The sequence below is a fragment of the Bifidobacterium sp. ESL0745 genome, from assembly GCF_029433335.1.
GTDB lineage: Bacteria > Actinomycetota > Actinomycetes > Actinomycetales > Bifidobacteriaceae > Bifidobacterium.
This window is the reverse complement of record NZ_JAQTHX010000001.1, coordinates 1,292,594-1,308,450: the sequence shown is the minus strand read 5'-3', so window position 1 is coordinate 1,308,450 and position 15,857 is coordinate 1,292,594. Positions and strand designations below refer to the sequence as shown.

The window sequence follows — 15,857 nt, the reverse complement described above, 5'->3', positions numbered from 1 at the left end:
ATCTCTTGATCCTTGCCATGCCGAGAGTTATCCGAAAGTCCGTGTACCTGGGGAATCCGCTACACGTTGCATGTCGTTTTGGCGCTGCTGTCGGTATTATCGCTATTAGGTATCTTTCTTTGACCGAAGCGACGTGAAAGGCGACGGCAATGGGTTTTTACAGATTTGATTCTCCCTATGATTGGAATCGCGTCGCGCCTTATAAGGAAACCGCGAAAAAGGCTCCCGGTGGAATGATCGACCTCTCCGTCGGTTCGCCGGTCGACCCGGTGCCGGCCAGCGTGCAGCGGGCGCTTGCCGATGCCGCCGATGCCCCTAATGCATACGGGTATCCCACGGTGGTCGGTATGCCGGCCTTACGTGACGCTATTGCCGGATGGTTCCGTACCAATCGTGGTGTCGATTTCGAGGCCATTGACGCTGACTTCGTGCCTACGGTCGGTTCCAAGGAAGGCGTGGCCCTGATGGCCTCGTTGCTGCATTTTGGTCCCGGCGATGTCATCGTGCAGCCCGCGGTGTCTTACCCGACCTACGAGATCGGCACACAACTGGCCGGTGCCAAGGCCTACAAAGCCGCCGATATCGCCGACGTCGATTCGTGGCGTTGCGTTCCTGGGGTCAAGGCGATCTGGGTCAATTCCCCAAGCAATCCGACCGGCGAAGTGCTTTCCGCCTCGCAGCTGCACGGTATCGTCGCTGCCGCCCGCGAAATCGGTGCTGTGGTCCTTTCCGACGAATGTTACGGCCTGCTGACGTGGGCGGATAATAATGCCGCTGATGGTGTCAATGTTGCTGCGGATAACGGTCAGCCGGCCAAGCAGCCGAATGATGAGTCGTTTGAAAACGTTGTTTCCAGAGGTGCGAGCTCAGTCTCGCGCAGCTTACAGTCCAACGATGGTGAGAAGCGTAATTCCAGTTCTGACGCTGATTCCGAACCCACTTCGTGCGTGCTGCAGCACGGTAGAGGCGGCGTGCGTGATTTGTCAGATGGTGGTGAGTTCTCTTTCGCCTCTTATGCGCTGCAATCTAACGACACCAATGAGAAAGATTCGATGTCTTGCTTCTCCGCGCCGGCTCCTTGCATGCTGCAACCGGATGTTTGTGACGGAAGCGCCAAAGGCATTCTTGTGCTCTATTCTCTGAGCAAGCAATCCAACATGGCCGGTTACCGCACCGCACTGATTGCCGGCGACCCCGATCTTGTCCGTCCGATGACGGTCTATCGCAAGCAGATCGGCGAAATCATCCCCGGTCCGGTTCAGGCTGCGATGGCGGTGGCTTTGCAGGATTCCGATGCCGTCAAGACGCAGCAGGCTCGCTACGACAAGCGCTTGCACCAACTCGTCGACGGGCTGCGTGCCAATGGTTACGACGCACGCATGCCGCAAGGCGCGCTCTACGTCTGGGTTCGTGCGAAAAGCGGCGATTGCTGGCAGGACATGGCCGATTTGGCGCGTCTGGGTATTGTTGCCAGTCCCGGCGAGTTCTATGGCGACCCCACCCACCTTCGTTTCTCCTCTACCGCCACCGATGCCTCCATCGCCGAGGTCGTCGCCCGTCTGCGTGGCTGAGGAAGGGGCCTCACGCCGGAATGGGTCGACTACTTGGGCCGTCGCTCGTAGAGGAGCCTTTCCGACGCGACCAAAAGCACGTATTCTGATGCTTTTGGTCGCGTTTTCGATTTCGCTGCGACGAAAAGCACGTTTTAACCGTGATTTTCGTGCTTTTGGTCGCATTAGTGTTTGTAATCAAAGCTGCGTGGCACCCCTGCATCGCTGAGCTTCTTTATTAGTGGTGTACGTTGCATCATATCGTTAAAATCGAGTCTGACTATTCTTTGGATTGGGGTCGCGGTGAGCAGATTGTGCTCGCGTTCCTTTTCTTCATATACGACTTGGCGGATACTGTGATGATTTGTCATGTCGGGGTTGATGTATTTGTCCATTCCGTCGAATTCCACTCCTATAAGCGCATTGTTCGGTAAACGGTATGTCATGTCGACTCGGTAAGTAAGTATGTCTCCATTGACGGTTGGAATTCGAAATTCATTCTGTAGATCGGGCTTATTGAATCCTTCTTCGAGCATAATTGCACGGCATATTGATTCGCCGCAGTTTTCGCTGTGCCAATCGGTAAAGTGCAGAAGCGATTGGATTTTACTGTCAGCGACCCGTACACTCGCACTGGCTTTGATGATGGCTTGTTCATTGACCAGATTTTTCCTCATTGCGGAATCGAACATTGGCAGCACCTCATGAAACTCATATCTAGTCGCGCAATCGCATAATGATCTTGCAACGGATGTTATCGAAGTCTGAGATGACTGAATCGTAACGACTTCAGGAACATGAATATATCGAATCCCTTTTGATTTTCTGGAACTCATCGATTTGGCGGTGGCTAGGAACACTTCTTTATGATCGTGCAACCAATAAGGATGTTCGATTCCGTAAACGCTTATGGCGCTGATTCCAGCAAAATCCCATTCCGGATGCCAATCGTGTAACGCTCTGATTATCCACAAATACTGTTCATTGGAGTCAAGTCCTTGCCAGATTGCTGTACGTACGTAAAGTCCATGCCACGGTCTGGTTAGTTCGCCGGATTTTACCAAGACCCTGAGCCGCTGCTGATCTCGATGTTCGCAAGCGTGAAGACAGCGATGATGGGCTTCTGTTTGTCTCAGTAATTCGGAAAGGTGCGAATTTATTTTCATGAACACCACGTTAAAGTGCACTATGGGGGCGGTGTCAACTCAATCGGGGTTATGTGGTCGGATGATGCCTCTTTTACGATTATCCGGGCGTTTCGTGGATAACTCTTAGAAAACTTCGGCCACTGTGGACAATGTTGTGGATAACGATAAGGACGCTTCGAGAATTGGATTGAGCGATGGTTTAATTTTATGTCTTGATCGATGGACAGGAACTGATATTTGCTATCTGGACCGCAAAAGTGCCTTTGAACGCGCATTCAACGATAGTGTTAATTCATAACTGCGACGAAAAGCACGGAAACGCATGCTTTTGGTCGCAGTCAATCCATCAACGCGACGAAAAGCACGTTTAGAACCCTGTTTACGTGCTTTTCGTCGCAACTTCGGCTATGCTTCGTGAGGAGTCAGTTCGATGAGGGGATTTCTGGGCATACGTGGCATCGGATAATGTCGGTAAATCCGTGGTTTTATTCTATGGAATATGCATATCAAACAGAGAATAAGAACCAGCGATCTACTTACTGAAGATCATCCTGAGCGTATGCGGGCTGCGGAAATTGGCACGCCCGAACCTCGCAGGCTCAACCCGCTGCTGCGCGGACTCGCTTTCCTCAGCGTATTTGTTTTGGTGGAGATTGTCGCGTCGCTGGTCATTGCTGTCGCATACCTCTTGACGACCGGCAATTTGAAAGCCGTGAAAACGCCCAACGTCCATTCTCCTGTTACGTTTTTTGAGATGTTGGCTGAAGTTGCGGCTGCGATTGCCGGTTATCTGGTCGTTGTTTACGGCATGGAACACCGTTCCCGTCCGCTCGAGTTTCGGCTTGTCAGGTGGAAAGGGCTGATTGTTGGCGGCCTCATAGGTTTTGCCGCCATTGCACTATGCGTTGGAGTCCTCGCTCTGACGGGAAACTATAGAGTTTCGGGCTTTGCCACACGTTACAATCCGTGGATCGATATCATCTCCATGGGCATTTGCGCAGGCATCGCCGAGGAGATCATAATGCGAGGCATGCTGCTTCGTCTGGTCGAGGAGTGGCTTGGCTCATGGGGTGCGCTTGCGGTTTCAGCATTAGTGTTCGGGCTGATGCACATAGCCAATCAGGACGGCTCGCTATGGGGCGGGCTGGCCATTGCCATCGAAGACGGGATATTGGCGGCGGCGCTGTATTTTGTCACCCGTTCACTGTGGGTGTGCATAGGGGAGCATGCGATGTGGAACATCGCTGAGGGTCCGATTTTTGGATCCATCGTCTCCGGCAATGGCAAGCAGGATTCATGGCTCGTGGCTCAATGGTCCGGTCCCGACATCATAACTGGCGGCAGTTTCGGTCTCGAAGCCAGCATCGTTCCGGTGATTCTTATGGGTGTCGCCGGCATCGCGCTGATGGTCTATGCCCAGCGCAAGGGTATGTTGGTTCGACCGGCGTGGGTGCGCAAACGCCATATGGTGGATTGCTGAAGATGCGATAGAAGTCAAAAGAATCACGAGTAAAAGCTGATTTTCATTGCATGTCGTTTGGGAGCGAGCTGTGGGTTGTGTAGTATGTCTTCGAACTTGCATGATGTCCGGAAGCCGATATTTGCGATCCAGTCTGCACGAAGTGCCTTTGAAGGTGCGATCAACCCATAACACAAACTCCTAACCGCGACCAAAAGCATGCGTTTCCGTGCTTTTGGTCGCGGTTACGAGTTTGCTGCGACGAAAAGCACGTTTTAGCCTCGATTTTTGTGCTTTTCGTCGCATCTTATGCAAGAATGTGGTCTGCTATTGCTCCGGTTTGCTGTCGTTGGCGATCTGTTTGGCCTTCCAGTCGCCGTGCTCCAGTCCTAGGGTGGCCGCGCCCGTTCCGTAGCGCTCGCGCACGGCGTCCAGTACGGTTTCGGCACTGCGAATGCGCTCTTCACGCTTGACACGGTTTTCTTCGGGTTTAATCCCGGTTAGTGCTTGGCGGCCACCATTTGAATTGGCGTTTCCCGCAGCTGAATTAGCGCCTATTGGAACGCTTGCATTCAATATTACGTTACTATGATTTTGGATATTCCCGTTATCGGGTAATTTGCATTGGCGGGAGCCATCGGAGGTATCTGCGGCTATGCTGTGTTTCGGCTTGTTGTTATCGCTTCCAGAAGTATCGGCGTAATCATTATCGTTGTGGTTGGCGTTGTCCGCGTTGCTCGCATTGCCGCGTTTGCCGGAGTCATTACCTTGCCGGCTGTTGTTGTCGCTTGCGTTGAGGTTATTGCGATTGTCGCCCTGAGCCATGCCATAGCCGTTGCTTGTGTGGGGAGTGTTGTGTTTGTCGCTTTGCACCTCGCCATTGCTATTAAGTGCACCATCACTGACATTGTTGTCATCGCTGGCGTTGTCGCGTTTGCCGCCGGCTGCTTCATTGCCACTATTGCCATCGCCACCAGTATCATCCAGCAAATCGTCAATGGTGAGCTGCACAGGTGTGGAACCTTTGGCGCTCAGGGAGCTGGCGCTGACACCGGCCAGACGGATTTCGCGCGGCAGGGGAGTGTCGTCGCCGGCATCGGCCGCCATCCCGAGCATGGCCTTCAAAAGCGCCACGGATTCTGGATACATCGCCGCTGCGGTATCGATAGGTCGCCCGAGCGTATGCGCTTTGGTGGAATAGCTCATGTCGGCAAACCGCAGTTTTACGGTCACCGTCCGCGCCACCAAACCCTTTTTGCGCAAGGTATGCGTGACCTCGTTGCTGCAGTGATGGAGTAGTTCGCGAACCTGTGAAGCATCCCGCGTGTCCTGTTCAAACGTGATTTCCGCGCCGATGGATTTTTCCGGCGCGTGGGTGACGATGGGCCGCTCGTCCTGACCACGAGCGGCGAGATAGAGATTGTGTGCGGTGATTTTCGAACGCGTCGCCTGCAGCAGCGCGGTCTCGTCCATTTTGGCGAGATCGGCGACGGTTTTGACACCCCATTCGTTGAGCCGTTTCTCCAGCGATGGCCCGATGCCGGGAATCCCGCGCAACGGCATCATCTGCACGAATTCGGCGTGCCGATTCTTCGGGATTAGCAGCATCCCGTCAGGTTTGGCGTTGGTCGAGGCCATTTTCGCCACCAGTTTGTTGGCCGCGATGCCCACCGAGCAGGTGATGCCAAACCGCGCCGCCACCTGCGCACGAATCCAGGCCCCGATGACGCTCGGCGACTTCCAGCGCAGCAGTGCGCTCGAAACGTCCATATAGCCCTCGTCGACGGAAACCTGCTCGATCTGGTCGGTGACCTGCCGGAACACTTCGTCGAAGATACGTTTTGACATCATCCGGTAATAGGCCATGTCAACCCGCACGTACGCGCCGCCGGGGCAAAGCTGCCGCGCCCGCACCATCGGCATTGCCGAGTTCACCCCGTATTTTCGCGCTTCGTAATTGGCCGCCGACACCACGCTTCGCGGACCCGGCCAACCGATGATGACAGGCCGCCCGCGCAGCTCAGGGTGTCGCGCGGTTTCCAGCGAGGCGTAGAAGGCATCCATGTCGATATGCAGCACCGTGCAACCGGTCTCGTCGTGACCCCAGTCGCGTTTCGCGGCGGCGTTTCTTGGTGCTGTGCTCATGCCCCCATTCTAATTGCGGGGTGGCACGGTTCTTTCTGGCCGTGAAATTCTATGCTCGATAGCATACCGAAAGTAGGGCAACGGCAATCGTAGTCGTTCGAAAGGGAATTGGACAAGCAACGTCATTGTCGTGTAAGCAATGGTCCTGCTATGTTATAAAAAATATCAAAACAGGATTGTTGCATTGCGACATAATGAATCCACCTGGTTTGAGCCGGTTCGTTTCGTTGTCACCGTGCGGTAAAACACACTTCAACTATTAGTCAACGTGGTGTAGTTTAGATGATTATGCCGCCCTCATCAGTTTCGTCTCAAAACCCGTCTGAACAGTCTAAGCAGTCCGAACAATCCGAAAAGCCGAGATCCGCGCGTATCGAACCTCCCGGTTCCCGCCTGGATGTCGTGTTCAATCGCATTCCGGTGGTTCTCATCATTATGGGCGAAGGCCTGATGATTTACCTGGCCACATCGGTCGCCAAACTGGCGTTTACCCAGCTCGACCCGCTGCTTGCGGCTTGGTACCGCGTCGGTTTCGTGGCAATTCTGATGCTGATTTGGCGTCATCCGTTTTCGAAAGCGAAACGCGGCGGCCTGCCGCACACTTCGCGCGAGTGGTGGATTGTCGCGCTCGCGGGCATTTCCGTGATGCTGATGAACACGCTGTTTTATCTGGGCATGAGCAACATGGATATGGGCATCGCCGTCTCCATCGAGTTCGTCGGCCCGCTTGGCGTCGCCGTCATCACCGGCCATAGCTGGCGTGAACGTGTTGGTATCCTTCTCGCGGCAGGCGGCGTGGTGCTGCTGGCTGGCGTATCGTTCTCAAATCCCGCTAAATATCCGCACTTTATGATCGGTCTCATCGCCATTCTTATTGATGGCGCGATGTGGGGGTGGTATATCATTTTCGGCCGCATGGTCGCTCGGCGCTCAAATCCGCTCGATTCCTTGACCGTAAGCATGCTGATTGGCTGGCTGGTGCAGTCCGTTTTCCTTGCCGTTCCGGCAGTCAAAGGCGTCATCAGTCCCAAGCCAAGTGCGACATGGGCACGCGGTGGGTTTGGTGCGTTGAAGTTGCTCGGCGTGATGATGGTGGTTGCTGTTTTCGCTTCATTCGTGCCGTATATCATCGACCAGGTCATCATGCGCCGGGTCAGTTCTGCCCGATACTCCGTCATTCAGGCCATCAATCCTGTGATGGCTCTGCTTGTTGGCCTGATCATTGGCGAGATTCCGACGTTGGGGGATTTGGCAGGCGTCGCGCTGGTCATTGTCGCCGTGGTGATTACGTTCTCCGGCCACCACGTGCCTGATCCGGAAACGATGTGAGAGTCGGGCGCCGTACGTTTGACAGTCAAGTTTATCGCCGTTGCTGGCGGTGGGAATGATGGAGTGATGCAGGAAACTGGGACGCCAAGTGTGCTGACAGGCGTTCGTCCGTCTTGCTTGCCCGAGAAATGATGTAGAGGTGCACATGCAGTGTCATCGGTCGCATCCGTTGTCGTCATGGACTTGGAAACCACGAAGGAAGAAGACACGAGCGAAATTCGGGGTGGCGCGAGTCGCCGGATGCTGTTATAGTAATGAAATGTTGCGTTCGCGCATGCGTCCGCAGCTCGGAGCTGTGCCTGAGTGGCCGATAGGGGCACCCTGCTAAGGTGTTAACTGCGCAAGCGGTTCGAGAGTTCGAATCTCTCCGGCTCCGCGAACAGGGCTTTCAAGGATTTCCTTGGGAGCCTTTTTCATGCCGTTTTGCCTGTCTTTTTGGCCTATAACCCCATTATGTCGATGGACACGCTTCCTCCAACCAATACCGTCTTGTGGAGAGCGCTGCCGTATCCTGCGCTTTGGATTGTCTCGTATCTTTTCCTGATTTGCTGCGAGTTTGCCATTACGATCACTGGCTTCATCGGTACCTATAAATTGATCCGCGCGGTCAACAAGAGCGACGCCGAGTTTTCGAAAGCCAAGACCTGCGGTTATATCATGTTCATTCTGTCCATTCTGATTTGGTATGGCGGATTCGAAATCATCGGTTCGGAATGGTTCGATATGTGGCAGTCGAAAACGTGGAACGGCCAGCCTATCGCGATGGAAATTACCAATATCATGATCGGTTTCCTTATTTTCTATACGCTTCCGGTATTCAAACCTAGCGGCGGAGAGAAGGCCGAAAATGCTGAAGAATCCGGAATGGCGGAAAAGGCTGAGAAAAACGCTGAATCTTGATTTGACCTACAGGTTTCGTTTATAAGATTGTTCCTTACAAGTTATGCCTCGCGCACATTGCGTTTAATCGCATCCCTGTTGGATTTCCCTGCATTGGTTAGCCGCGCTTTGCATTCGTTTCATTGAGATTATGGAGTGAGAATACCGATTGGACCGAAGGCTTGCTGAATCAAAAATGGCTTTGTGCATGGCCGCTTTTTTCTAACCATGAAGCGGTGGATTCAAAGCGAGTGTGAACATTCTTTAAAGCTTCTATGCGATTTTTGCATCTCAATCCATGAACCACGTGTGTAAGTGGGGGCTTGTTTTAGATTCGTGGGGTTAGGCCCGTTATATCAAGCATTGGAAGCTGGGATTTTCGTTGAAGATCAGAAGTATGATCTCATTTTGAAGATTGTTGGTCATTTCGAAGGCTTTTTAAAATGGCGAGAACAGCAATTCTTTAATCTGATTATTAAAACTTTAGTCTATAATAATTCTGTAGTTGTCATATATTTCAGCTATCTGCAATACTTTTATCTATTTCTACACAATAAACCCTTTTATATTTTTCAACATATAAGATAGGAAAAGCCAATAAATTAAGGGGATTAATTTATTTTGGTGGTTTAATTGGGGGAAAAATGAGATTCCGTAAGGAATTAGCTGTAATTATTGCGTCCGCAATGGCTATGGGATTGGGTGTTTCGTCTGCTTCTGCCGCACAACCGGCAGCGGTTCCCGAGTCTCAATCCAGTATGAGCAGTGAGGTTGCTGCTGGCAGTACCAAGATTCAGGATAGCAATACGGGGAAGGTCGGCAGTGATAGCGCTGCCAATTCAACAACAATTCAAAATAGGGAAAGTGCCGCTACCGGTTCTGCGAAGATTCAAAACAGCGAAAGTCCATCGGGCAGCGGCAAGGACGCTGGCAATGCCGTAAAGCCCCAGGGTAATGGAAGCGATGATGGCAATAAAAATGCTGTTGTCGGCAAAACCGGTGCCGGCAACAGCGAGACCAACAATAAAGACACCTTTGGCGGCAAGAATGTTGACGGTAGTAAGGATGCTGGTGCCAGCAAGGATGCCTCCAGCGCAGTGAAGGTTCAGGGTCAGAAGACAGGGAGCGCTCCCGCCAGCGATACAGCGTCGTCCGCCATTTCTCCCGTCTATCCTTCATTGAAAAGCAGGGACAGCAGCGTCAGCGCACAGTCCCAGCGATCCGGCAATTCTCCGCTACTGCGATATTATGGCGAAGACTATGCGTACGTTTCTTCGTTTACCTACGATAGCGATTTGCCTATGCACGATGGCAGTGCTGCCCTGGATTCGGATGACAATCCTGGTCACGATAGCAGTTACACCAATGGCACCGTGCGCACCAATGACATTGTTACGGTAAATTATAAGTTCGCCATGCAGCCCCACGACAATACGGATTCGTATCAGGATGCGACTTTGGTTGTCAAGATTGAGGTTCCCAGTTCAGTCACAATCGGCGGCATGCTCTGGGCCACTGATGCTGCTGCCAAGGATTGGCAGGAACGTCCGGCATCCAGTTCTCATGGGATTGACACGTATCTGATTAAAAAGTACATCAAGCACACGGACACCATCCCTAATGTCATTCCGGGCGATGGCAAGTTCTACATCAACTACAAGCCTGATTCGACCAATAAAAACGGGACTGTCATCACGCCAAAGGTTTCCGTCAAGCTGGAAAACAATGACGATTCGCGCTACATATCGAATACCGTCGCCTCGTTTAAGGTCAGCTCAGGTCTAAAAAGTGTGTTTGCCAATGCCAATCTCGACAACCAATCTGAGGTCGGGTATCATGATCTGTCCCACACGCTTCACCCGGAAAAGGGCGCCAGTGTTTATGGGTATTTCGTAGATGTCACCAATACCGTTACTTTTAATACCAATGCGATCGGGGCATATCAGCCTCAAAGCGATGAAAATTATACGGCGACCTTTTCCAGGGATTTTGATAATCGGAACAAGCCTTCCACGATGGATGTCAGATATGAATACCTGACGGAGGTACTTGAGAACAATCAGGATTCCATTGCTGATCATACCAATCCTTATTCCATTGGGGCCACGAGTATTACCGTTACGAATCTGAGGATGAGCGATACCTCTGAAGGCGAAGGCGATACCGCATCCAAGATGCATACAAAATATAGGATGTTTGTCGAGTTGAATCCGGATCTGACGACTCCGGAGGCTTCATCCAATACTGTAGATTCCTGGGGCTTTTCCGGAAAGGTTAATGGAACCATCGATATGTATGACGGTGAGCGCAACTCGATAACCGTCACGATTAAAAAGAAGCCTGAGCCCAATCTTCAGTTTGCCACTGCTGGCTGCTCTGCTCAAGCGATACCGGAGTATTCGACTGACCGATATGTTTCCAGTATGTGCAGTCTCAATATGACCTATCATGGCGATAAGCCTCCTCTGGCGGTGATTGTCACTAAAATCAGCAAAAATATCGATATGGTGGACGCAAATCCTCATATGATGACTCCTTTTGTCGCAGACCATTCTGATTTTTATGGTGTTCAGTCAAATGGCAAAGGATTATCGTCTGCAGAAGCTGCCTCCACGGATATTTCCGGGTATCATTGGTACGCCAATTTCGCTGATGCCAAGAGCCATGGCGTTGTCGTCGCCAAGGCTGTTTTTCACTACGACAACATGTATGGTGTGTCTTATAGCCCGAATGATTTGCACGCCGAAACAGCGTATACCAAGAATGCCTCTTTGCATGTAGGCGATACATTTACAGTTGGGGATTTCGGCGCTGTGTGGTCACTGCCGGATTTGCAAGCGGTCGATTCAAGCCTTACGGAACATTCGGCATGGTATTCGTATCTGTCCGATAATGTCGACAAGATGCTCTCCAGCACTCCGAGCGTCACCACCGACGTTTGCAAAGCGACGAACACTTTTAAAAGATATCAGGAAGAACTTCGGATCAATGATAGGGGAGATGTAGATAACTACTACGGGGTGTATGACATCGATAATGGGGAACGAACATCCAACCATCTGCTCAGTATCGAAGTACCTCGTTCTTCCCCTGATATCACGAGGGCCTTCACGCTTAAGCTGACGTTGCCTGATAGCGTGAAGCTGTCGTACCAGCCCAATTCCACCAAATTCTATTCCCATGATTGTTATGTTTCGTCCAGTTGGGGATGCTGGGATTATGGGGAACATTCTTTTGACCCGATGAGCATGGATTACCAATTCAGTCAGTCGAGGAACAGCGCTGATACCGCGACGGTCCTGACATGGAAATTCAACAAGTCCATAGGAGAGATAGGCAATTCTGGTCATTATGGCATTGCCCTGGGAGTCGCACTGAAAATAGGCAGTGTTCTTGATCCTGATAAAGATGTGAATAATGCGGACTCCCTTTCCGGCATCTCTTTCGATCTGACAGATGATTCCGGTACTTCAGCACACTGTGGAGGCGCCGATCAAAAGGTTTCCAAGACCTCGCAGTCAGCCATAGGAATCGAGGCAAGTCCCATCAATGAGTACAACGGCACGGTGAAAAGCCAGACGATGTTCGGCAATTTCACCGGAACCAACGAAAGCTCCTACGCTGTTGAGGGCCTTCCTTATGACAAGTTGAACAAGGTCAGGTCGCTTCGTATCAGTAATACAGGTGGTTCTCTTGTCGATAAGATCTATTATTCCAATGATCAGTCTTATCAATGTGACGAGTGGACTACCCATGTTCAATTCAGTGAAGCAACCATCAAAAGCTGGGATACCCTGCCGGTCAATCCTGACGGGACGGTCACTGTCCCTGCATCGTTCAATCCCGTGGTGATAGGCATTGTTCCTCCCACCATGTCTCCCAATAGCAGGTACAACGTCTCCATCGAATACAACACCAATCGGGCAAGCCAGACAGGTACTTTTTATTGGTATGACAATCTGAATGATTCCCAGGCGGACTATGACTTTGTCAATCGTACGGTTTCTGGCAAAATCTGGGTTGATGTCAATGACGATGGCACATTCGATTATGGCCATGACGAAGTGATGTCCCATAGATCCGTCACATTGGTCGACGACACCGGCAATACCGTGCGCTCAACCTTGGGCGCCCCCGAGACCGCCACCACCGATGAGGACGGAGAGTACAGTTTCAGCAATATTCCGCCAGGTTCCGGGTATTCGGTGAAGACATTCCAGGTGCCGTCCAACGTTTCTCTGGGCGCAACGGGAAGTGAATATACGAAACCTGCAAGGTTCGGCTACAACCACACCCCGTATATGGATCTTTCCGAAACGTTCCCAACGGTAGATACCATGTATGATTCCCAATTCCATGTCGACGATGTCAATCTCGCCCTTAAGGCCTCGTTTACTGTGGATGGATCATATAGTCTTTTCATTCGCAAGACGTTGAAGGGCAGGGACTGGAGACCTGGCGATTCATTTGATTTCAACTTCCAACGCACTGGTGATTATGATAACGATGCCATACCTTCAACGGTTACCGTGACCAACGGTGATAAGAAGGATATTCCCATTGATGTTTCCAAGTATCCCGGTACGGGTTATTACACCTATACGGTTTCGGAAGCTTCGTATTACGAACATGGAATTACCTCTGATAGTTCAAATTATTATGTGGCCGTAAAGATTACCGACGATCTTTCCACATTCAAGAGAGCCGTCAGCGTCAGCTGTAAAGATTCTGACGGGAATCCGGTTTCAGTGCTTGCATTCACCAACACCTATGAGGCATGGTCGGTTGAAAGCAATCGGCTGCACTTTACCCAGAAGTTCAAGAATGCCGATGGCACCGACAGGCCGTTTGACGGCAAACAATTCGCGTACACCTTCACTTGTGGGCAGGAAGCTCCAGATACCATCTATTCCTACGAAGACGACATAACCCTCCCGACCACCTGGTTTACTTCGGCCGGGGATTATGAATGCACGCTGAAACAGGAGAATAATTCCTTTGGCGGGGTGAGCAAGGACAATACGGTCTATACCGTTCACGACCACGTAACGGATGATGGTATGGGTCAGCTCCACGATACGCAAACCACAAGCGCCTCGCCCGGCAGGACCGGGAACTATTTCGAGAACGTCTATACTCCCGCCCCCGTGTCGGTTACTCCTCAGTCCGATGTCAAGATCGATTCCACGCTGAGTTCGGTCAGCCGTCCGGTCAAGGGCAATGAGTTCGATTTCGCGTTGACCGGTGACACCGGTACGGAACCAATGCCCAGCACGACGAGTCCGGGTTCCGCGTCCCATAGCTCCAATGCCGCTGACGGCAGTATAGGCATCGGCGTCATCACCTTTACCGACCCCGGGACCTATACGTATACGTTCCGTCAGACGATTCCATCGCACCCGGATCCCACGTTGACTTACGACAGTCATACCGAGACTTATTCGGTAACGGTAACCGATAACGGCAACGGCAATCTCGTCGCCACCACTCCCGCCAAGACGCATTTCGTCAATCGCTTCACGCCGGCTCCTGCCTCGTTCACGCCCACTGCTAAGGTAACGCTGACGGGCAGGAACTTGAACCGCGATGAGTTCACCGTTGTCAAGCACGACGGCGGAGTCGCGGCAGCCAAGGCCAATGACGCCGACGGAAGCGTGAAGTTCGCCAACGAAACGTATACGGACTTGGGTACCCATACGTATACCTACACCGAAACCCAAGGTTCCCTAGGCGGCGTGACGTATGACGGCAAGACCGTGACCCAGACGGTGACCGTCACCTACAATCCCGATACACATGCTCTCGTGGCCCGCGCGACCAATGACGGTGGTGGCAACGTCCCCACCTTCAACAACAGATATGTGCCGACTCCCGTGAGCGTCGCTCTGATCGCGCACAAGCTGATTCGCAATCGCGGGATCGGTACGTATAACCTCAAAGGCAATGATTTCACCTTCGCGATGAAAGGCGTCAACGGCACGTCCTATGACCGGACGGCCTCCAACGACGCCGCAGGTCGTATCGATCTGGGCACCATATCCTATGCCACCGCGGGCACGCGCGAGTACCGGGTTTCCGAGATGGTGAATTCGGTTCCCGGCATCAGTTGCGATCCGCAGACATTCGACGTACGGGATGTGGTGACCGACGACCTGCAGGGCCATCTGTCGCTGACCCGTACCGGCGTCCCTGTCGGCGGCATCACGTTCACTAACGTCTACGATCCTTCTTCGGTGACCTACACGCCTTCCGGCTCGGTGTCCATCGGCTCTCCCGACGATGCCAAGCGAAACCCCGAAAACGGCGAATTCGGTTTTGATCTGCTGGATTCTTCTCGTAATCGTCTTGAGACGAAGCACAACGATCGCAACGGCAAATACCAGTTTGCCGGTATCAAGTTTGATCATGGCGGCACTTACCGTTACATTATCCGCCAGCATCATTGCACGGACGACACCTTGACCTGCGACACCGCCGACCACACGCTTACCGTGGTGGTTGCCGACAGCGGCGGAGTATTGACCGTGCAATCCGCCAAGTACGATACGGACAAGGACACTCTGGACATGGTCGACAAATATGTTCCCAAGGCCGCTGAAGTCACGTTGCCTGCCGATTTGGTGCTTCATAATATGATGATGGAGAACAACAAGTACTCTGTCCGGCTGGTCGGGGATAAGGCCAATCCGCAGGGTAGCAGCGCGGTTGACGGTTCCAAGTATTTTGTGGATGCCAATCCGGTGTCGCTCAGAGGTGCGCTTGGCGTTCCCGATGGTCATGCCGAGTTCGGCAGTATCCGGTTTACGCATGGGGGCGTTTGGAAATACACCATCTCCAACGTTGCCGGCAACGAGGAACATGTCATGTATGACAATCGCCAGTACGTTGCTACGGTAAGGGTCAAGTATGACTCAGCTTCTCGCAGTTACGTTGCCTCGGTTGCGTACGACACCAAAGACGGCAAGTACCCGGTATTTGTCGACGAGTATATCAAGGCCGGCACAGGTGAGACGCCTGGCAGCGGTGAGGCTCCAGGTTCCGGGGAGAAACCCGGCAATGGTGGGGTTTCCGGCAATGGCGGACTCTCTGTGCTTGGCAAGATTCCTGGCGCCGGTAGTCTCCCGGTAAATGGCAGGATTCCTGGTGGCAATGGGCTTCCGGGCAATGACGGAATTCCTAGCGGCAATCAGAACGTGACAGCTTCGCATCTGGATACGGCATTGGCCACCACTGGAAGTGAAGCGGTTTTGATTGCGTTGGTTACTGCGTTTTCGCTTGGACTGGGAGGGATTTCCATCATCCTGCGCAGAAAACACGCCGATCAATAGTAGCTCATTGATCATCGTC

The 15,857-nt window shown here is 52.3% G+C and carries 6 protein-coding genes, 1 tRNA gene and 1 pseudogene; 6 read left to right on the top strand and 2 right to left on the bottom strand.

Annotated elements, in window-relative coordinates:
- Nucleotides 1–149 precede the first annotated feature (149 nt).
- The gene (locus PT275_RS05175) at nucleotides 150–1,571 is read left to right on the top strand and encodes an aminotransferase class I/II-fold pyridoxal phosphate-dependent enzyme (protein WP_277152951.1); all 1,422 of its coding nucleotides are present in this window, start codon (nucleotides 150–152) and stop codon (nucleotides 1,569–1,571) included.
- A 164-nt stretch (nucleotides 1,572–1,735) separates the two neighbouring features.
- Here PT275_RS05175 and PT275_RS05170 read toward each other — a convergent pair whose 3' ends face one another.
- Nucleotides 1,736–2,716: a hypothetical protein gene (locus PT275_RS05170; RefSeq protein ID WP_277152949.1), complete on the bottom strand. Its 981-nt coding sequence runs from the start codon at nucleotides 2,714–2,716 to the stop codon at nucleotides 1,736–1,738.
- A gap of 481 nt (nucleotides 2,717–3,197) precedes the next feature.
- On the opposite strand from PT275_RS05170, the gene PT275_RS05165 reads away from it, so the two are divergent.
- On the top strand, nucleotides 3,198–4,178 hold the full coding sequence (locus PT275_RS05165; RefSeq protein WP_277152947.1) for a CPBP family intramembrane glutamic endopeptidase: 981 nt from the start codon (nucleotides 3,198–3,200) through the stop codon (nucleotides 4,176–4,178).
- A gap of 957 nt (nucleotides 4,179–5,135) precedes the next feature.
- On the opposite strand, the pseudogene dinB reads toward PT275_RS05165, so the two are convergent.
- Nucleotides 5,136–6,302, bottom strand: a pseudogene (gene dinB / locus PT275_RS05160) (DNA polymerase IV); the annotation flags it as partial.
- Between the two features lie 435 nt (nucleotides 6,303–6,737).
- Between dinB and PT275_RS05155 the strand changes: the two are divergent.
- From PT275_RS05155 to PT275_RS05140, 4 genes are all read left to right on the top strand, one after another.
- Nucleotides 6,738–7,631 (top strand): EamA family transporter, encoded by an 894-nt coding sequence (locus PT275_RS05155; RefSeq protein WP_277153672.1) that lies wholly within the window; start codon nucleotides 6,738–6,740, stop codon nucleotides 7,629–7,631.
- A gap of 289 nt (nucleotides 7,632–7,920) precedes the next feature.
- Nucleotides 7,921–8,007, top strand: a tRNA-Ser gene (locus PT275_RS05150).
- Nucleotides 8,008–8,084: 77 nt separating this feature from the next.
- On the top strand, nucleotides 8,085–8,531 hold the full coding sequence (locus PT275_RS05145; RefSeq protein WP_277152945.1) for a DUF2165 domain-containing protein: 447 nt from the start codon (nucleotides 8,085–8,087) through the stop codon (nucleotides 8,529–8,531).
- 665 nt (nucleotides 8,532–9,196) lie between these two features.
- Nucleotides 9,197–15,838, top strand: coding sequence for an FctA domain-containing protein (locus tag PT275_RS05140; RefSeq protein ID WP_277152943.1), 6,642 nt, complete (start codon nucleotides 9,197–9,199; stop codon nucleotides 15,836–15,838).
- Nucleotides 15,839–15,857: the final 19 nt, after the last annotated feature.

Bases quoted from the DNA above. Each gene is read 5' to 3' on its own strand.
- PT275_RS05175 (WP_277152951.1), top strand. From the start codon at position 150: ATGGGTTTTTACAGATTTGATTCTCCCTATGATTGGAATCGCGTCGCG.
- PT275_RS05170 (WP_277152949.1), bottom strand. From the start codon at position 2,716: ATGAAAATAAATTCGCACCTTTCCGAATTACTGAGACAAACAGAAGCC.
- PT275_RS05165 (WP_277152947.1), top strand. From the start codon at position 3,198: ATGCATATCAAACAGAGAATAAGAACCAGCGATCTACTTACTGAAGAT.
- PT275_RS05155 (WP_277153672.1), top strand. From the start codon at position 6,738: ATGGGCGAAGGCCTGATGATTTACCTGGCCACATCGGTCGCCAAACTG.
- PT275_RS05145 (WP_277152945.1), top strand. From the start codon at position 8,085: ATGTCGATGGACACGCTTCCTCCAACCAATACCGTCTTGTGGAGAGCG.
- PT275_RS05140 (WP_277152943.1), top strand. From the start codon at position 9,197: ATGGCTATGGGATTGGGTGTTTCGTCTGCTTCTGCCGCACAACCGGCA.